The 19301-nt window shown below is 51.1% G+C and carries 15 protein-coding genes; 5 read left to right on the forward strand and 10 right to left on the reverse strand.

What is annotated here, in order from left to right; all coding sequences use genetic code 11:
* Nucleotides 1-52: 52 nt before the first annotated feature.
* Nucleotides 53-955 carry a phytanoyl-CoA dioxygenase family protein gene (locus BMY11_RS23965; protein WP_256217749.1) on the reverse strand — a complete coding sequence of 301 codons (903 nt, stop codon included), beginning with the start codon at nt 953-955 and terminating at the stop codon, nt 53-55.
* 207 nt (nt 956-1162) lie between these two features.
* Nucleotides 1163-1966, reverse strand: a complete 804-nt coding sequence (locus BMY11_RS23970; RefSeq protein WP_090582166.1) for an alpha/beta fold hydrolase — start codon at nt 1964-1966, stop codon at nt 1163-1165.
* Nucleotides 1967-2236: 270 nt separating this feature from the next.
* On the opposite strand from BMY11_RS23970, the gene BMY11_RS23975 reads away from it, so the two are divergent.
* Nucleotides 2237-2641 (forward strand): CBS domain-containing protein, encoded by a 405-nt coding sequence (locus BMY11_RS23975; protein ID WP_090582169.1) that lies wholly within the window; start codon nt 2237-2239, stop codon nt 2639-2641.
* 222 nt (nt 2642-2863) lie between these two features.
* Entirely contained in the window at nt 2864-3028 is a 165-nt protein-coding gene (locus BMY11_RS29010) for a hypothetical protein (RefSeq protein WP_177182798.1), read from the forward strand.
* An 84-nt stretch (nt 3029-3112) separates the two neighbouring features.
* Here BMY11_RS29010 and BMY11_RS23980 read toward each other — a convergent pair whose 3' ends face one another.
* From BMY11_RS23980 to BMY11_RS23995, 4 genes are all read right to left on the reverse strand, one after another.
* Complete coding sequence (locus BMY11_RS23980; protein WP_371262931.1) at nt 3113-4369, reverse strand: FAD-binding protein; 1257 nt, start codon at nt 4367-4369, stop codon at nt 3113-3115.
* Nucleotides 4370-4394: 25 nt separating this feature from the next.
* Nucleotides 4395-5978 (reverse strand): AMP-binding protein, encoded by a 1584-nt coding sequence (locus BMY11_RS23985; RefSeq protein ID WP_090582171.1) that lies wholly within the window; start codon nt 5976-5978, stop codon nt 4395-4397.
* Between the two features lie 96 nt (nt 5979-6074).
* A complete protein-coding gene (locus BMY11_RS23990) occupies nt 6075-7313 on the reverse strand; it encodes an alpha-L-fucosidase (protein ID WP_090582173.1) in 1239 nt (412 codons plus the stop codon).
* 125 nt (nt 7314-7438) lie between these two features.
* Nucleotides 7439-8335 (reverse strand): AraC family transcriptional regulator, encoded by an 897-nt coding sequence (locus BMY11_RS23995; protein ID WP_090582175.1) that lies wholly within the window; start codon nt 8333-8335, stop codon nt 7439-7441.
* A 160-nt stretch (nt 8336-8495) separates the two neighbouring features.
* Here BMY11_RS23995 and BMY11_RS24000 point away from each other — a divergent pair, with 160 nt between their 5' ends.
* Nucleotides 8496-9644, forward strand: a complete 1149-nt coding sequence (locus tag BMY11_RS24000; RefSeq protein ID WP_090582177.1) for a Gfo/Idh/MocA family protein — start codon at nt 8496-8498, stop codon at nt 9642-9644.
* Nucleotides 9645-10126: 482 nt separating this feature from the next.
* Here the strand turns inward: BMY11_RS24000 and BMY11_RS24005 are convergent, their stop codons facing one another.
* Both BMY11_RS24005 and BMY11_RS24010 read right to left on the reverse strand, forming a co-directional pair.
* On the reverse strand, nt 10127-12304 hold the full coding sequence (locus tag BMY11_RS24005) for an MMPL family transporter (protein WP_090582179.1): 2178 nt from the start codon (nt 12302-12304) through the stop codon (nt 10127-10129).
* 37 nt (nt 12305-12341) lie between these two features.
* Nucleotides 12342-12845: a MarR family winged helix-turn-helix transcriptional regulator gene (locus BMY11_RS24010; protein WP_256217750.1), complete on the reverse strand. Its 504-nt coding sequence runs from the start codon at nt 12843-12845 to the stop codon at nt 12342-12344.
* A 205-nt stretch (nt 12846-13050) separates the two neighbouring features.
* On the opposite strand from BMY11_RS24010, the gene BMY11_RS24015 reads away from it, so the two are divergent.
* Nucleotides 13051-13860 carry a sugar phosphate isomerase/epimerase family protein gene (locus tag BMY11_RS24015; RefSeq protein ID WP_090582181.1) on the forward strand — a complete coding sequence of 270 codons (810 nt, stop codon included), beginning with the start codon at nt 13051-13053 and terminating at the stop codon, nt 13858-13860.
* 43 nt (nt 13861-13903) lie between these two features.
* The gene (locus tag BMY11_RS24020) at nt 13904-15679 is read left to right on the forward strand and encodes a glycoside hydrolase family 35 protein (RefSeq protein WP_090582183.1); all 1776 of its coding nucleotides are present in this window, start codon (nt 13904-13906) and stop codon (nt 15677-15679) included.
* Between the two features lie 61 nt (nt 15680-15740).
* Here the strand turns inward: BMY11_RS24020 and BMY11_RS24025 are convergent, their stop codons facing one another.
* Both BMY11_RS24025 and BMY11_RS24030 read right to left on the reverse strand, forming a co-directional pair.
* On the reverse strand, nt 15741-16652 hold the full coding sequence (locus BMY11_RS24025; RefSeq protein ID WP_090582185.1) for an AraC family transcriptional regulator: 912 nt from the start codon (nt 16650-16652) through the stop codon (nt 15741-15743).
* A 15-nt stretch (nt 16653-16667) separates the two neighbouring features.
* Complete coding sequence (locus BMY11_RS24030; protein ID WP_090582187.1) at nt 16668-19295, reverse strand: GH116 family glycosyl-hydrolase; 2628 nt, start codon at nt 19293-19295, stop codon at nt 16668-16670.
* Between the last annotated feature and the right edge of the window lie 6 nt (nt 19296-19301).

The raw sequence follows: 19301 nt of genomic DNA on the forward strand, positions 1-19301 counted from the left end.
CTTAGCTGGCGGCCTCATCATACGCGTGTTGGATGCTAATGCTATGCTTCTGCTAAATCGACCATTCCTTGCGCGCTTCTTCCATCGACTTCGGCTTCTCCTTGTTCCACGCATAGTGGCCCTTCGGCTTGACGCCAATCCAGCGGTCATCGACCGGCTCCGAGCGAAGCTGATAACGCGTATCCGAGCTGATGCGATACTGATTCGTCGTGTTATTGACAGAGCCATGCAGGAGGAACATACCGAAGATAATCATATCTCCCGCGGCAAAAGGCGTCGTTGCCCATTGTCCGCCAAACTTCTCAACACATTCAATCGGATCCTTCGAGATCCAGCCGAGCTCGATATTGTCGCGATCGACGTCCATTTGCCCGTAAGTCGCCTTCATCTTCTCAAAATGCTGCGAGCCCAAGCAGATCGAGAGCGGCCCCTGCTCGTAAGGGACATCGCCGAGTGGCGTCCACATTGTATACAGCTGCTTCGTGCCTCTGCCCATGTAGACGATATCGTAGTGCGCGCCAGTGAAATCGCCGTTGCCGACAGCGCGCGGCCATTTGTAATCATACGTCATCGCCTCCCCGCCGAGCAGCCGGTCGAAGAATTGCATAACATTGTCACCGTTTACAAGGTTATAAAATGGCTGCATGTCCGCGTCCTCATCATTCGCCGGTCCGCCGAACATCGCGCTCTTCGCGCCTTCTGCAATGATCCCGTCTTCGACCTTGAAGTTCGTGTCCAGGCGGCCAGCACTGTTTAGCTTTCGCAAAATCCCGCTGCGCGCGTCAAGCACCTGCTCACGATCATGGAAACCGCGAAGGAGCAGATAGCCGTCTTCCTGCAGCCGCTGTCTCAGCGCATCCGTATCATCGAAGATATCATTGCTGCTGCGCAGCTCCGTCATATACTTGCTTCCCATCGTAAGCTCTGCGTTTCCCATCTTGATCTTCATCGTCATGGTCAATTAATACCTCCGGATTAAGTGGTCAGTTCCTTGCTCACTCTCTATCCGAATCATAACACCGGCTGTTGCCGCCAACCATTCGTAATGGTATGGAGTAGTTGCATAATTGTAGTCTATAATTAGGGAAACTACCTCGATACGTGTTGTAATAGCTTCTCTGTGATCCGTTAGACACGCAGGTAGAGTGTTGATTGGGGTATACTAATCCCGCGAAGCCTCGATCAGCTTCGTCGCATAGTAAGCAGGCTGTGTACGGAAATAGGTCATATGGTCGCCCTCCGCAACGACGAGTCGGAACATGCCCAGTCTACTCGACATATGCGGGTGCCAGCCGTAGCCCTCTCCTTGCTGAATGGCATTGTCCCCTGTCAGAAACAGATAACTTCGCGGCGTCTGCAGAGCATAAAATCTCTTCAGATCGAGTTTCTCGAACAACGGCTTCGCAGGCTCGGGGCGGATCTCACTGTAAAGCTGGCGCGCAAGAGCCTCGTCGGCCAAGTTCACGAAATTGTCCCGAAACAGCGGATAGGGCAGCATAATCGTGTCGTTAGCGCCTGATGCTTTGCGCAGCTGCTCGAAGCCGCTACGCGCTGCGGGCGGGAACTGATCTGCCAGCGATTCACCGTCACCTACCACGAATCCGTCCATAAAGACCATACGCTTCAGCCGGTCCGGCAAAAGTTCCGCCGCCTTCTGGACGACAGAGCCGCCGAAGCTGTGGCCAACGAGGATGACATCCTGTAAGTTATGGCCGATGATAAAGTCGGCGACGGCCTTGGATAACATGCCGTGCGTCACGTTCGTGTTCGGATCACTTCCGTGACCGGGGTACTCTGGTGCATAGACGATGTGGCCTCTTGCCGCGAGTTCTGCACCAACGCTTCTCCAGAAGCTCGAATCCGCCCATGATCCGTGTACGAGCACGAATGTGAGCGGCTTTCCCGGATTGCCATGACGGTAGTAAGAGGGCCAATAGCCCGAATGAACATAGTTTGCATAGTACATAACAACGTTCCTCTCTAAATAGACGCGGATATACGCCTATTTTATGAAAGGACTGCTCCCGAGGTTCAAGAGTTCAGAGTTCAGAGTTCAAAGTTCAAGGTTCGAGATTCAGCCTCAACTTTTGCTTATTTATCCCGATCGCAAAAATTGTCGAATCGTGGCGATTCAAAAACAGCCAAAGATGTTTAATGTAACTTGTGTAATCATACGCCATGCAAGCTTATTCATTGAAATTATGACTCAAATATATAGCGAAAAGGAGTGCTCACAGTGGAAATCAGATCGTTCTTGTTACCTAAAGAAGAAGTGTCATTCCTAACGACAGCCGCAACGATGAAGACGGCCGTCGACAAGCTGGATGCTTGCCATTACACGGCGATACCACTCATCGACGAGGACGGCAAATATGTCGGGACGTTGTCCGAAGGGGATTTGTTATGGAAGCTGAAGCGCACGCCTGGCCTCGATTTCGATAACATGCACGAGGTGTCCATCATCGACGTCAAGAAGCGCATTTACAACGAATGCGTCGCCGTTGACGCGCATATGGAGGATATGCTCACGCTCGCGGCTGACCAGAACTTCGTTCCAGTTGTCGACGACGACCGCTTGTTCCTGGGCATCATCCGCCGCAGAGATATTATCGAATATTACACTCGCAATATTACGGACTAACGGACTAACTGACGAACGCTAATCTTAGCCTAAAAGGAGGACCTACAGCGCTGCTGCACGCTGCATGTCCTCTTTTTCTATTTCAATCACGGCCGAAGCAGGCTCATCCCTTCACCAAAACTAGACATTTTCCAACCTTTTACACCTCTACTCCTGCCGGCAATTTCATGCTACCTTTATACATACACTTCGCTATCTTGTTGTACAAAGGAGAGAGTTCGCATGAGATTAATTTATGAAAACTACAGAGGCTTCCAGATTTACAAGTATGATGACTCTTATAACGCTGTCGCGCCGAATTTGAAATTCAATCACAACCAACTCAGCCAACTGTTGAACAAGGTCGATCTATATCTCGATAGCCAAGTCCTGCATATCGCGACATAGGGCCTTGACTTATACGTTAAATTGTAAGCGTATACAATACAAAGGACATGCAGCGCTTGAATGCGGTGCATGTCCCCTTTAACTCTACCACAGATACCGATCGAGGAACGAATTGCGGAACTTTCCTTGCGGATCACACTTGGAAGCGAGACTTAGAAAATCAAGGCGTTTCTCATACTGCGACTTCACCCGCTCCGGCGCCATCGTGAACAGCTTGCCCCAGTGTGGGCGCGCCTCATAAGGCTCGAGCGCTGCTTCGATAAGCGGCAATATACGCTGAACGGCCTCACCAAGCGGCTTCCACGTAAAATGAATCGCGACCGAATCTCGTCCATAGCTTGGACTCATCCATAGCTGATCGGCGGCGATTGTGCGCACTTCAGAAATATACAGCAGCGGCGCAATATGCTCCCGCAGCTGATGAATCGCATCTAATGCAGCATAGGCATGCTTGCGCGGCACAAAATACTCGCTTTGCAGCTCCTCTCCCGCGCTTGGAGTAAACTCCATGCGGAAATGCGGCAGCCGCTCGTGCCAAGGTCCCCGCTTGCCAAGCTGCTCACTGCAAGGCTCTGCAGAAATACCGGGTACGGGATGCAGCGAATTGACGGCCCTTGTCGCCCCGTGAAATTCTTCTGCGCCGCGCAAATCTTCTGCGCTAGCCAGATGCTTCAACCACACCTGATTGAAGCGATCGCTGCTCCAATCCGTGAACAGACTAACGCTGTACGCGCTTGAGTAAACATCGTCGAACCCATTTTCCAGCTTGGATAATGCAAGGTTCTCATACAGTAGCTGGCTAATGTCAAAGGTCGGCATAATGTCGAGCGTCAGCTTCGTCACGATGCCAAGCGCTCCAAGTCCGACAAAGGCTCCTTCCGCTTCTGGCTGCTCGCCACGCGTGAAAACAACCGTTTCTCCGCTTGCCGTAACGATCTCGATGGAGCGAACGGCCGTGGCAAGTCCTCCGTTGCGGTCCCCTGATCCATGCGTCCCTGTTGCGCAAGCACCGGCAATTGTGATGTGAGGCAGCGAAGCTAGATTATGCAAGGCGTAGTTGTTATTATGCAAAAACGCAGCCAGCTCTCCGTACCGAATGCCGCCTTCCACTGTGACGGTCCCCCGGGCATGATCAAGCTCCAGCACTTGATTCATTTTCTTCAGCGATAGCAAGCTGCCTTGCGTATCAGCAATACTGTTGAACGAATGGCGCGTCCCAAGCGCCCTCACTTGTTGGCGATTCGCCACCCATTCCTGAAGCTGCTCCATTCGCTCAGGCTCGAACAGCTCCGCAGCGCTAAACCTGTAATTCCCCGCCCAATTGCGTTCCTCTTGCATCATACCCTTCACACCTTCCACTTTGTTATTAGCCTAATACCGGCGCTACATTTTCCAGCAGATTCGCTTGTTCAGTAAGCCGAACGTAATTCGTCTTCCCCGTTCCTAGAATCGGGACTTCGGACAGATAGTGTACTTGAGTCGGAATATAAAGGGATGAAATCTTCTGAGTCTTGATATATTTCTTCAAGCTGCTCAAGTCTGTATCTGCCCTGGTTGAGAAGAGCACAATACGCTCCCCCTTCTTGTTATCGGTCACCGAAACCGCATAGAACCCAGCATGCTCGAAGCACTCGCTAGCCAGCTTCTCGACATGTCCAAGAGCAACCATCTCGCCCGCAATCTTGGCGAATCGCTTCAGCCTGGATTGAATGGTAATAAACCCTTCATCGTCCACGGTTACAACGTCTCCGCAGTCATGCCAGTCGTCGCAAGGCACAAACCCTTTGCCATGAATCAGGTAGCCCTTCATCACATTCGGCCCTTTCACGACAAGCGTTCCCCCGTGTGCAATGCCTTCGACCTTGTTTATCCGATATTCCAGACCAGGCGCAAGTCTCCCCACCGTTCCCGGTTTGCGGACATCCGGCGTATTCGTGGATATAACGGGAGACGTTTCTGTAACGCCATAGCCTTCGAAGATATGAATCCCGAACCGCTCCTGCCACAGCCTCGCTACTTCTTCCTTCAGCTTCTCAGCGCCGGCAATGACGAGACGAAGCGAAGTGAGGTCGCCGTCATCTGCATTTACGCCATAACCCTCAAAGAACGTGGATGTTCCACATATAATGGTCGCTTTCGTTTTGCGAATCGAACTTGGAATTTCCCTGTAGTGCAGCGGGTTGGGGTACAAATAGACGGGCAAATCATTGATCGCGCCAAGCAATACGAGCAGGAGCCCAAAACAATGAAACATCGGCAGCGCATTAAAGATCAGATCACTTGGCATAAAATGAACGACCGACAGCATCTGATTCACATTCGCATACAAATTATCATGCGTCAGCACAACGCCCTTCGGCTTGCTCTCCGTACCGGACGTAAACAGAATGATTTCGTTCGTTTGGTGAGCAGTCCGCCTCTTCAGCGCGTAGCGGACAAACCCATTTAATTTGTGACCGAAATTGACCTGCTTCTGAATATCCTCCAAGTAGATGAATTGAACCGTGGAAGACAAGTGCTTCACAATGGAATCCAGGCCGCCCTTCTCGATAAAAGCTTTGGAGGTAATGACCTTCTTCACCTCAGCCGTAGCACAGCAATCCGCAATGGATTCGGCGCCCATCGAGAAGTTCAGCATACACGGCGTAACGCCGAGCTTGAATAAGGAGAACAACGTAACGACGTTCCCAATGACGTTAGGCAATAGAACGCCGACCTTCGGCTGCCCATCAAGGTGCTCCCCGAGGACAGCGCTTACAACTTGAATCGAGAGCAGAAGCTTCTTATACGTCACTTTGCCAAGCGGGTCTTCGATAATGGTTGTTGTTCTCCCCTTATCTGCAGCGGCAAGAAGCTCATTGTATAGATTGACATTGCGCTTGTCTCCCATGCGCGAGAGAAACGCGGATTCGATAATCGATGGATCGGAATAGGAAGTTTGCTGCATCATATAACCCCTTCTTTATAAATAAACCAAAGTGGAGTATTCGCGTTAGCAGCTCGAAATTCCTTCACCTGTATGGCTTTATCTCATCTATCGTTAACCTTAAGAAATTACAGCTATACGTACAATTAGGTTATCTCCATACGGATACCCTGTTGCATGGAAACATAATAAACCTGATTCCACATCATGCGTGTAGGTCAGCTCTTCATCGTTATCGAGCCAGCGTATGCTAGAGACCGGTTTTGTTACGTTAGTAAACACTCTAGGTCCGATTCCCCCCGCAGCTGTCGTTACATTCGCATGGCCGTCAATCGTTAAATCATGCACAAAAAGATATGTAGTTCCGTCTTCTGTTTCCAGCGCAAAGTTATTGCCTTGTCCTTGAACCCGGCTCGGCTTCCCTTCGTAGATGACATCACCATGCAACTGGGACCAATCCCCGATGACCTCAAGCGTTGCTTCTTGCAGCTTCGATATTGCTCCGCCTGCCAGAGGACCGACATTGAGCAAATAGTTCGCTCCAACCTTGCGGCAAGCAAGCAGATTAGCAATTAGCTCACCGGTTGATTTATTCGAGAAATCATGTCGTCCGAAGCCCCAATGACCATTAATGGTTTGGCACATTTCGGCGGAGATATACTTGCTCATGCCTTCTCGATTCATCGGTTCAGGCCGTCCCTGCTCAAACGTAACGCTGTCGACCTCCGGATGTCCGACTTCTCCGCGATGATCTAATCCCGTATTGTTAATAATCATGGCATCCGGCTGTAAGCGGCGGATCGTCCCATACAATTCATCGAGCTTCCAATCCGCGCCTGGTTTGCTCCAATTCCCGTCAAACCAGAAGCCGCCAATCGGACCGTAATGCGTACACAATACCTCGACCGATGACCGTAAATATTCCAGGTAGCTGTCGAAATCCTCGTTAAAGCTCTTCTGGTACCAATCCAAAGTCGTATGGTAGAAGAAAGGAACAATGCCTTCTTCCCTGCATCCCTTAACGAATTCTGCGATTAAATCCCGCTTGGCTGCGCTGTGCGGCGCATCATAATCCGATAAACCACGCGTATCGTAAAGCGAGAATCCATCATGGTGTCTGGTGGTCAATACGATATACTTCATACCGGCACGCTTGGCAGTTGCCGCAATACGCCGCGCATCGAAATCACTTGCAGTAAATGTATCCTTTAATCTAGCATATTCCTCCATCGGGATATTCCTCAAATGCTGCACCCATTCCCCTTGCCCGAGCTGGGAATAGAGCCCCCAATGAATAAACATCCCGAATGCCTGCTTCTCGAAGTTCGCTACTCGCGGTAATGGAGTCGGTATCGCCATCGTCGAATTCATCTCCTCTAACTTTGATCAAATCAACAAACATTGATATTGATAATACGACATCAATCCAAATTCACCTTCCGTTTGAAGAAAATGGATATAAACATGCTGAAGCATCATCGCAGTTAGACTCTTGCTTTCACCGTCCGCGCGTACTCCGTCGGAGTCATATTTGTTTGTTTCTTGAATGCCTTGGAGAAATAGTGAATGCTGCTGAATCCGAGCTTCTCTGCAATCTCAGTCATGTTATCGGTACGCTCGCGAATCATCAGCTTGGCCCGCTCCACTCTTGCATTCGCTGCGTAGGCCATGACCGTATGGCCGGTCGCTTGCTTGAACAACTCTTTGAGCCTGGTCTTCCCAATCATAAACATGCGGCTGATCTCGTCCAGGGACAGCTCCGTATGGAGGTGATCATCCAAGTACTTGGCAATATGCCGAGCCAGCTCGTCGCTCGCTCTCTCCTTGGCGGCCGATGACAGCGATGGCTTGCGTGCATGCAACGTTTGTCTCCGCAGCAGACGAAGCAGAAACATCTCCAAGTAGCATTTGATCAGCTGCTCGCTGCCAAGCTTAGCATCCTCGCGGCGCTTCAGCGGATGCCGGAACGGAAATTCGAACGCATTCATACCCTCTCTGACGATATCCGCCAGCAGATTGCGTTCTTCGTCTTCCAATTGGATGACAAGATCACGGAACAGGGTGATCGCTTCCGATTGGCATTCGAAGGTCATCACGATCACGTTCGGCGCCTTGCCGCCCACTGCATTGAATTTGTGATATTCATTGGGCTTATGAAAAATCATCATGCCTTGCGTGAGCAAATGCCTCTCTTCATCCGCCATCACTTCGATTTCGCCGCGATCGACGTACAGCAGCTCCCAGAAATTATGACTTTCACCGCTAAACACGTAATCACGGCCGAATTCGAAGTAAAACATCGTAATCATCTGCTCAATCACGATCGTCTGCGTTAGCTGCGTGCGATAATAGTCGTCTAGCTCCGTCTGCGATTGTTCCATTGCTTTCCCCTCCGGGATGATAACCATTTTATAGAGACTAGCTTATCATGTTCTCTATCAGACATGAATGACAAAAAATACGGCTTTAAGGATAAAGAATCGGATAGTTAATCAGCTTATACTGGTACCATCAAGCACTTGAGGGAGGCTGCTAGCGACAATGAACATTGGCATTATTGGCTTCGGCGGGCGCATTCAAGGCGTCGCTAAAGATACGTTAAGACAAGACCCAAACTGCCGGATTGCGGCTATCGTTGATCCACGAAGCGGAGCGATTCAAGCAGATCGAGAGCGTCTGGGACTTGGCGAGGACGTTCGCTACTACAGCACAGCGGAAGAAATGCTAGATGCGGAGCAGCTAGACGGCGTTATGATTGGAACGAGATGCTCCGGCCACACGGAACAAGCGGTAAAGGTACTGCCAACGGGCCTTCCCTTGTTTATGGAGAAGCCTGTCTCGACCAATATGGCGGATCTCATGAGGCTCAAAGCGAGCTATGAAGCGAATCCAAGTCCAGTCGTCGTGTCATTCCCTCTGCGGGTAACCTCCATCGTTCAGCTGGTCAAGGAAATTGTTGATTCCGGCAAAATCGGCACAATCGAGCATGCCCAGGCGGTGAACAACGTCCCCTACGGCGGTGTTTATTTCCAGAATTGGTACCGTGACGAGAACGAAACGGGCGGCCTCTTCCTCCAGAAAGCAACGCATGATTTTGACTATATCAACTACGTTGTTGGCATGAAGCCTGTAACCGTCTGCGCGATGACCTCCAAGCAGATCTTCAAAGGCGATAAGCCGGCAGGCCTCAAATGTGTAGATTGCGATCAATATCTTACATGCCCGGACAGCACCTTGCAGACGAAGGTCGCTTCCTGGGAGTATTGCGCCTATGCGAAGGACACGGGCAACGAAGATTCCGGCAGCGCTTTAATCCGTTACGAGAGCGGCATGCACGTCTCGTACTCGCAGAACTTCTTCGTGCGGGGCGAAGCCGGTGCTCGCGGAGCCCGCTTCATGGGCTACAAGGGAACCGTCGAATTCGACTTCAACACGGGTGTCGTCACCGTGTACATGCATCATACGTCTCGCGTGGAAACATATCGAGTCGGGGCAGGCGAGAATCACTTCGGAGGTGACGCAGCACTCGCTGCTAGCTTCGTAGAGCTGATGCGAGGTACGACGAAGAGATCGGTATCGCCGCTGGAGGATGGCATTGACAGCGCGCTGCTGTGCCTGAAGGCGAAGGAATCCGCGGTGACGGGGCAGTTCTGTGCGGTGGAATTTGATCCAAGCCCAGTTCTTTCTTAATAAGAACGAAAAGAAGCGATTGTACCTACCGCAGGTACTAATCGCTTCTTTTCGTTCATCAAGTTTCTCTGACTTTTTTACAATTGAAGTTCGATATTACAATACGCACTTTCAGGTGCAGATTATAATTGGCTCATAACTTGAACACGAGGAGTGAGCACGCATGTGTTTGAAATTATCGGAGCAAGAAAGAACTGAAAGTTACTTGTTAGATCAGGCAATTCATACAGCTAGTGCTAAACAAGATCCCAGCTTAAGCGCTCCACAGAAACAATGTAAACAAAAGTGCGCAGACTGTAAACTCGTCCTTAAATCGTTAGAATGAATTCATTATTCCAACACACTTTTTTACAACTGTAATAGGACAGAAGAGGCTCACGAGAATTGAACAATAATGAAAAAAAAGTGCCCGAGAGGAAGTCCCGAAGACCTCTCTCTAGGGCACTAAGGAGACTCCTACGAGAGTCTCTTAGACGCGTGTGTTAAGCACTCTTCCTCTTCTCCATCTCGTGCATGATGCTCTCGCCTTCAATGTCGATGTTCGGCAGAATGCGGTCGAGCCACTTTGGCATGTACCATGCGGATTTGCCCATCAAGCTCATGACCGCTGGAACAAGCGTCATCCGTACGATAAAGGCGTCGAACAAAACGCCGAAGGCAAGCGCGAGGCCCATCGACTTGATGATCGCATCAGGAGCCAGCATGAAGCCGATAAATACCGAGATCATAATGAGTCCCGCTGCTGTTACGACTTTGCCGCTGTCGCGAACTCCGTCCAGTATGGCCTTTCGCGGATCACCTGTTTGGGCGTATACCTCGCGCATTTTGCTAACGAGGAAGATCTCGTAGTCCATAGCTAGTCCGAACAAAATACCGATCAAGATAACCGGCAAGAACGCCAGAATCGGACTGGACGCCGGGAAGCCGAAGAAATGAATCAGATGGCCATCCTGTACGACGAAGACGACGAAACCGAGTGTTGCTCCTAGCGATAACAAGAAACCAAGAACAGCCTTCAAAGGAATAAGAATCGATCTGAATACGAGCACCAGGATCACATAAGCAAGTACAACAATAAGTGCAGCGAATACGGGCAAAGCATCGTTTAGCTTGTTTGCGATATCAATATTCATCGCCGTCGTGCCGGTAACGAGCAGCTCGATCCCGTTCTCGGATTCCGTCTTGCTAGAGAGGTCTCGAATCGCCTTCACAAGATCCTTCGTCTTGGTATCATCAGGGCCAGACTTCGGAATGACTGTCATGATATACAATTTACCTGATGGTCCAGGGAAAGGCTGCGTAATGGTCTGGACATCAGCCAGCCCACTGATCTCTTTCTGAATACCCGTAATAGCCTCAGCAGTAGCTTCCGTCGGATTAGCTGCTTGCGCCCCGATGATCAAGGAAGCGTTGAAGCCTTCGCCATATCCTTCAATCAGCAGGTCAAAAGCTCTTCTCTCCGTCGTTGCTGTCGACTTCGTTGTTCCGTCTGACGGCAAACCGAGATTAATATGGAAGAATGGAGCAGCGATCGTTGCAAGCAGCGCAATACTTACGAACGATACGAGCAATGGACGTTTCGTAACGAATGTCCCCCACTTGCTGGTCGATTGCTTCTTACTAGCAGCCCGCTTGCGCTCCGATGCCTTCTTACCTTTAGACGGGGAAAGCTTGTGACCCATCCAGCCTAATAGAGCCGGCAACACAATGATAGATACGAGAACCGTCGTGATGACGCAAAGCGCCGAAGCGATTCCCATCATGGTCAGGAACGGAATTCCTGCAACAGACAGTCCGAGCAGTCCGATAACAACAGTGACGCCTGCGAAGAGTACCGCGCTTCCGGCTGTACCATTCGCAATGGCTACAGATTCCTGAACTGAGTACCCTTGAGCCAGCTGCTGCTTGAATCGGCTAATGATGAACAGCGCGTAATCAATGCCTACAGCTAGCCCCAGCATCGCTGCCAGTGAGAGCGATACGCTCTGAACTTCAATGAAGCTCGATGCAATGACGATGCCCAGCATGCCTATACCGAGACCGACCAGAGCCGAAAGGATCGGCAAACCTGCGGCGAGGAAAGAAGCGAATGTAATCGCCAATATGACGAAAGCTGCGACAATCCCGATCACTTCAACCGGAAATTCTCCACCCTCCGTTAGTACAACATCACCTCGCGCCTCTGTCGTAAGGCCCGCTTCTCTTGCCACATCCATCTGATGCACGATAGCTTCCTTCGTTTCGCTCGAAACGTCCAAGGCAGACAATTTAAACGTGACTTCTCCGTAGCCAATCTGCTTCGTCATGTTCTTGAGCTGCATGGGTGTGGTAACGGCCGCGACATCTGGCGCTTTGCCCATTTCACTGATTGCGCCCTCAATCACCTTCTGCCATTTCTCCGACGCCAATGTTTCGCCATCCGGTGCCTTAAAGACGACTTGGATCTTCGCTGACTGGAGCCCCGGCTGGGAGAACTCTTTGCTAATAAGCTTAGCGGCCTTGTCGGCCGGTGTATTCGGGATCGTTAATTCATTGCTGAAGGAAGGTCCCAGCGTCAAACCAATTGCACCTAGTGCGATTAAGAGAATAAGTGCGCCGAGCAGCACCTTCTTGCTGCCTTTGGCTGCCCACAACCCTAGCTTATATAAGTATTTTGCCATGCGTAAACTAACTCCTCTTCCCCATGCTGCCTCTTCTCTAGCTCTCGGATGGGTTTTCTTTTGGTAAAAACAAGATATCGTAATAATGATCATTCTGGGTTCCATCGGCCTTTGCTTTTTCTTTGACAGCTGTCACGAATAGCCGAAAGCCTTCTTCAACGGTCGCTTGATCGTCTGGCGGAAGCAGACTGAGGACGTCTCTTACATATTGGTTCAAAGGCTCCGGTGTTCTGTCTTTAATTTCCTTCAGAATCGGATCTGGCAGCGATATCTTCACAGCTCGCTTGTCGCTCGGGTCTATCGTCTTCATAAGAATGCCTCTTGCGGTCAGTCGCTCCACAATGTCAGAGACGGTGCTTTGCGTCATTCTGAGGTTCTGCGTCAGCTGCTTGATGCTGATCGACTCGTTCATCAGCACTTCAGCGATCACTCGCGTCTGAGGAACAGTGACCCCATGCTGCTCGGCATGCCTCTGCAGACTCTTCATCATGAACCGGTGCAAGTAATCAATGGATTCCCGTAGAAACTCTGCTCGTTCCACGTTCGTTCTCCTTTCCTGCTAAATACATCCCAGGCGATACATCGCACACGATGTATCGTGTTGGATTTATTCTAGCGTTCCCCACTTGGTATGTCAAATGCAAGGCAGACGACAATTATGCAAAAAGTCAGGACGATCGGAAAAGCAGTCTCCAATTCGTTAGTGCTACGATAGTACAGATAGCTGGAAAGGAGAAGATGACAAGATGCGTCTTCAAATCTATAAATCATTATGGGGCATGGAGCATCTCACTTATCAAGAAAGCTTGAGGCAAATTGCAGCCGCAGGCTACGAAGGTGTTGAAGCGCCGGTGCCTCAAGCCGAACATGTCGACGAATTTATGGAGCTGCTGCGTGAGCATCGGCTCCATTACATTGCTTTAATTGCTTCAACAGGCAGCTCCTTGAAGGAACATATCGAAACCTTTGCAAACGGAATGGGACGGGCAGCGCTGCTTAACCCGCAGCTCATTATTTCGCATAGCGCACGGGATTGTATGTCAGATGAGGATCAGGCGGCTTTCTTCCGGGCCGCGCTTAGCGAGGAGAAAGCGCATGGCGTCGCTGTCGGACATGAGACACACCGACACCGCGCTATGTATACACCGTGGAATACGGCAAAGATGCTTCATCAATTCCCGGATCTTAAGCTCACCGCTGATTTCAGCCACTGGTGCTGTGTATGCGAGACGCTTCTGCACGATCAAGCGGAGGCGATTGCACTCGCAAGCGAGCGCACCATTCACATTCATGCCCGCGTCGGGTACTCGCAAGGTCCGCAAGTGCCTCATCCGGCTGCTCCGGAGTATGAGCTGGAGCTGCGCACACACGAGGCATGGTGGAGGAACATTTTATCGATCAGACAGGCGCGCGGACTCGATGTCACGACCGCTACGCCGGAATACGGACCGCCGGGCTATATGCACACATTGCCTTTTACAAGACAGCCTGTATCCGATCCTTGGGATACCTGCCTTTGGATGAAAGATCGAATAGGGACAAGCCTTACCCGTTGACATAAAGTCTAATAATCAAAAAGTGATAGGATGGGATCAACACGTGGCAACCTTTGCAATAGACGGACGTGATTTTGTACTAAACGGGAAGAAGCAGCCAATCATCTCGGGAGCGATTCACTACTTCCGCATCGTTCCGGAATATTGGAAGGACCGTCTGTTGAAGCTGAAAGCTTGCGGCTTCAATACCGTTGAAACGTACCTCGCATGGAACCTCCATGAGCCGAAGCCCGGACAATTCAACTTCACCAGCATCGCGGACGTCGTACAATTCATCGAAATCGCAGCCGAGCTTGATCTTCATGTCATCGTTCGACCAAGCCCTTATATTTGCGCAGAATGGGAATTCGGCGGCCTGCCTTCTTGGCTGCTTGCGGAGGACGGCATGAAGCTGCGCTGCCATTATCAGCCTTACCTTGACCGCGTGGATGCGTACTATGATGTGTTAATGCCTTTATTAGTGCCGCTTCTGCATACGAATGGCGGCCCGATTATCGCCATGCAGGTGGAGAACGAATATGGCAGCTACGGAAACGATAAGTCCTATCTGGCTTACCTAAGGGAAGGCATGATCAATCGCGGCATCGATGTTCTACTTTTTACCTCGGACGGTCCTGTGGATCATATGCTGCAAGGCGGTATATTGCCTGGAACGCTCGCAACGGCGAACTTCGGCTCGGGCCCTGAGAATGCTTTTGCCAAGTTAAGCGAGTATGAGCCTGACGGTCCGCTCATGTGCATGGAATATTGGAACGGTTGGTTCGACCATTGGGGTGAAGAGCATCATGTCCGCGGCTATGACGATGTAGCGGATGTGCTCGATCGGATCTTGAAATCCGGCGCATCGGTTAACTTCTATATGTTCCAAGGAGGAACGAATTTCGGCTTCTATAACGGAGCGAACTTCTTTACGTCCTATGAACCTACGGTCACAAGCTACGACTATAACGCCCTGCTTACCGAATCCGGCGATATTACGGACAAGTATTTAGCCATCCGCGATGTCATCGCTAAGTATGCTTACATTCCCGAGGGGATTCTCCCAGAGCCGATTGTCAAAAAAGGGTACGGGACGGTTCAGCTGACACAGCAAGCAAATTTATTCAGCCAGCTCGAGGCGATATCAAAGCCGGTGAAGCGTGCTTATCCGGAGACGATGGAGAAGCTAGGTCAAGACTACGGATTTGTGCTCTATACAACGCATGTGAGCGGACCTCGGTCGCTCAGCAAGTTGACGGTGCAAGAGGTGCGCGATCGTGCACTTGTCTACTTTGGCGGGAACTATCAAGGTGTCATAGAACGGAATAAGCATGACTTGACGATTGAAATAGCCGAAGGCGATATTGCGGTTGAGACGCCAGCCGAAGGCGCGACCTTGAGCCTGCTCGTGGAGAATATGGGACGCATCAATTATGGGTGGAAAATGCATGATCCGAAGGGCATCACGGAAGGCGTGCGGATTGAACGACAGTTTCTATATGATTGGACGATGTATCCGCTCCCGCTCGATGACTTGTCGGGTGTTGTCTACTCCCCGCTTGATGCTGGCGCTGTGACTCAGGAAGAGCCGACCTTCTATAAAGGGAGCTTCCAAGTAGATGAGCCTGCGGATACGTTCTTGAACATGAGCGGCTGGACGAAAGGCGTCGTGTTCATCAATGGCTTTAACCTCGGCCGGTACTGGGAGATCGGGCCGCAAATTACGCTCTATGTCCCTGCGCCGTTGCTTCGAGAAGGCGAGAATGAGATTGTTATCTTCGAGCTTCACGGCACGAAGTCTCCGCAAGTTACGCTGCAGGAGCTGCCCGATCTTGGGTAAACGCACAAAAAAGATCAACTGCCAGGTTACGGCCTGGCAGTTGATCTTTTTTTAATATCGCTTATAGCGCTCTAGCACGCTGCCGAAACCGGATCGGCGGCATGCCCACCGCTGAGCGGAAGGAGCGGCTGAAGTGAGCGGACGAGGAGAAGCGCAGATGCAAGCCGATCTCCTCCATGCTCCAATCTCTCGTCAGCAGCAGGCTCTTCGCTTCACGTATGCGCGAGCTGTTAATGTACATGCTTGGCGAAACGCCGTACACGTTCTTGAAGCAGTGATGAAGATGCGTGCGGTGAACATTGAGCTGTTTCGCCACGTCATGCACGCGGATGTCATCAAGCAGATGCTCTTCGATATAGCAGGAGGCTTCGCGAGCCAGCCGAATTTGCGAAGGGGTAACTTGCATATCAGATAAGCTGACGCTCATCTGCATCAGACGGTTTGCAAGCATGCCTATGAACTCAAGCAAGCGGGAATGAATGCTGAGCGTGCGGATTGACCGCTCGAGCTGCTGCAAGTACGGCTCCTGCCGCTGCTCTCTTTTGCCGCCCGAAGCCGCAGCGTTCTGCCGCCCCATCTGATGAAGGTCCTCGCCAAACTCGCCTAGAAACTGCTCGATACGAGCGAGCAGAGGCTCGTGATCCACGTATTGAAGCAGTGGAGAGGCCGTAGACTGCATAATCGAATGAATATCAGATTGCTCCACATCAAAGTGAAAATCGAAGAACAAGCAATCCTTACCGATTTCCGTCCTGTGATGCATATCGGAGCCGATCAGAATCATATCTCCCGGCGTCAGCACATACAGCTGTCCGTTGACCCACTGCCGAATTTCTCCTTCTACACAGCACAGAAACTCGAAGTACGGATGCCGATGGCTCGGAAACGACCAGCCGGCAGGCTTCCTTGTATACTCCATTCCCGGTATGCGGATTGCACTGTACATCGTGGGAAGCTGAAATAAATTATCCATGGACGCTTCCTCCCGCTAGACATGCTGCAGCGTGTTAGATACAAAGATCGACAACGAAGATTGCGGAGTCAGCACGACAGGCGAGGCAAATGAACAGTCGCCGTTTGCTGCTTGGTTAACCGGAATTAAATCGCCCGCGAGAGTAGCAGCCAGCAAGGAGTCACCTTCCAAGAAAGGCAAGCGCAGCGTGCGAATAGAAAGTGTGCCATAGAGCACATGCAGTTCAACGTTCTTCCGCGTAATCCTAACCGTTCCCCAGCCTGAATCCAGCGACCAGAATGCGGTAAATTGGCCATCCTCGGAGGTTTGAACCGGATTAAATCCGATCATCCCTTCCACCATGTCGTACTCGAAGCCGCTGAATGCCGGCAGAAGCGCATAGCTCGCCATCGACCTTGCGTAATGGCTGCCGCATTCGAATTCGTTCCACGGATTGCGCCGCTCCCCATCATAGCGTGCACGAATGGCGCGGACGATTTCCATGCCCTCCTGTACCATGCCTTCTTGAATCATATGAATGGCAGCTTGATATTCGAAGCCGTTCATCGTTTCTTGATTGTACGTCAGCGGAATTCTCGGCATTGAGTCTGCCTTCGGCCAGGAACAGATAATGAGCCCTGCTTCGTCATTCAAGCTGAACAGACGCCATGCATTGAAATAATCGCCGACGACCCGGTAGTTATAGCTGTAGATAGAGCGCAGCGCCTGTTTCGTCTGCACCGGATCGAAGATTTCACCGAGACCGCTCAAGTTCGCATGCCACTGTGCGATGACCTGATCAACGCCGCAGCCGTCCCCGATTTGGTATTTCAGCTCACCTGACTCCTCGTTCCAGTAGTAGTCGGCGACTCGGTCCTCATACCCTTCAACCATCGATCTATCGGTCAAATCAATCTGCTGGACGTAATACTCTCCGTTGAACAGATGCTCGTCTGTCCATTTCTTCCCTTGCTCGAACAAGCCGGCATATTCATCTGCCTTCTCGGTATCGCCAAGATAACGCGCCATCTCGGCGCCAGCCTTGAGCGCTGCGAGATAGAATCCGTTCAACCAAGCATTCGGCCCGAACAGTTCAAGGTCAAGTGTATGATGCTGGCGACCTTCAAGCACGCCATCCTTATCGAGGTCCCACTTGTGCTCATTCGTCTCCGCCCACGCGTATTCGATCGACTTCTGTATGGACGGCCAGCTAGATCGCAGCCAGTCCGTATCCCCTGATATTTTCCAGTCACGGTACGCCTTCACGACGCCGCCGAACTGTCCATCCGCACAAGCGAACATCGTATTCGGCTTGCCGAGCGGCAGCATCAGGCGGAACGACATTCGCCCATCTTCACGCATATTGTACTTGTAATCCAAGTCCCGCATAGAACGCTCCAGCTTCGGGAACAGGAACGGCAGCGCATAGGCATAGTTCCAAACATGCGTACAGGAACCTTCACAGCAGCCCGAATGCTCAATGGTACCTTCAAACCCATAGAAGGAACCGTCGGCAAGGCGCAAGCAGGTAGCTGTTTTCAACGTTGAGATATTCGCAGATATTGCATCTATGGCTTCTACCGGAATGCTGGAGGAGAATAGCGCTTCCTTGAACAGCAGCGTATCTCCGTACAAACGATCCCAATGCCGCAGCGAATATGCGCCGCTCTGCACGGAATTCTCGAACAAAGAAGCATAATAATTGCTCCATACGGTCGGATGCTCTGGATGATAATAGGGATCATCCTTCGCGCCGTAAACTTCCGTGCTCCAGTAATTGAAGCAGTTTGGGTAATTCCAGGTGATGACGAATCGGACTGATTTCGTCTGCCCTGGCTCAATCTCGACGTGGGCAGCGAGTGAACAGAGGTCCGAGCCTTTGAACTCCTGATTCTCATAGGTCCGATTGTTAAACTTCGACGTTTCGGTGAAATCCCGCCAGAACATCTCGAGGTTATCGCACCAGGTGCCGCGATACCAATATTCCTGATAGCTGACATCCGCGGCATCCGTCGAGATGCTGATGTCGCCTCGCTTCGGGCTATCGGAAGCGTATTCATCCGTGCCCATCTGAATGTGATGAAGCCCGCTCCCGCTATCGTGTTTGTATCGGTTCCATCTGACCGGGCTCGTGTGGGGATTGCCCACCGAAGCGTTTACGGTATAGGTAATCAGCTGATCTGTCGTATTCGTAAGCTCAATCTCGAAGAAAGCGCCTGGAATACTGGAATCCGCATCATTAAGCGGGATAAACGGATTAAACGCACGCATGGATGCTGCACCGGGAAACCTTTCATCAGTAAATTCCAGCTTTGCAAGCGGGAACTCTCCAGTAAATACGCAATCGCGAAAATGCGGTACGCCCGCCATTGTCGTTGATTCCGGCCCGAATCCGTAACCGCTATGAGGAACGATACGACGCTCCCCCATATATGAAGGAAGCAGGTCCCCATTCAGCACACGGGCATCGAGCAGCTTCCCGCCAGCTTCTGCTTTTACGCTAAAATGGCTAAAGCTGTTGACGCTCCGTTTGTTAGGCCGATTGAATATCTCCCAGTCCACGAGCCGGCCGTTGCCGGCGAGGCCGATGCTGCCGCTTCCAATGCCGCCGAGCGGAAACACGATTTCTTTCGTCTTCTCTCCCTGGTAAACAAAGCTTGGCATCTCACT

Origin of the sequence: Paenibacillus sp. OV219, assembly GCF_900110075.1 — a bacterium.
Classification (GTDB): domain Bacteria; phylum Bacillota; class Bacilli; order Paenibacillales; family Paenibacillaceae; genus Paenibacillus_Z.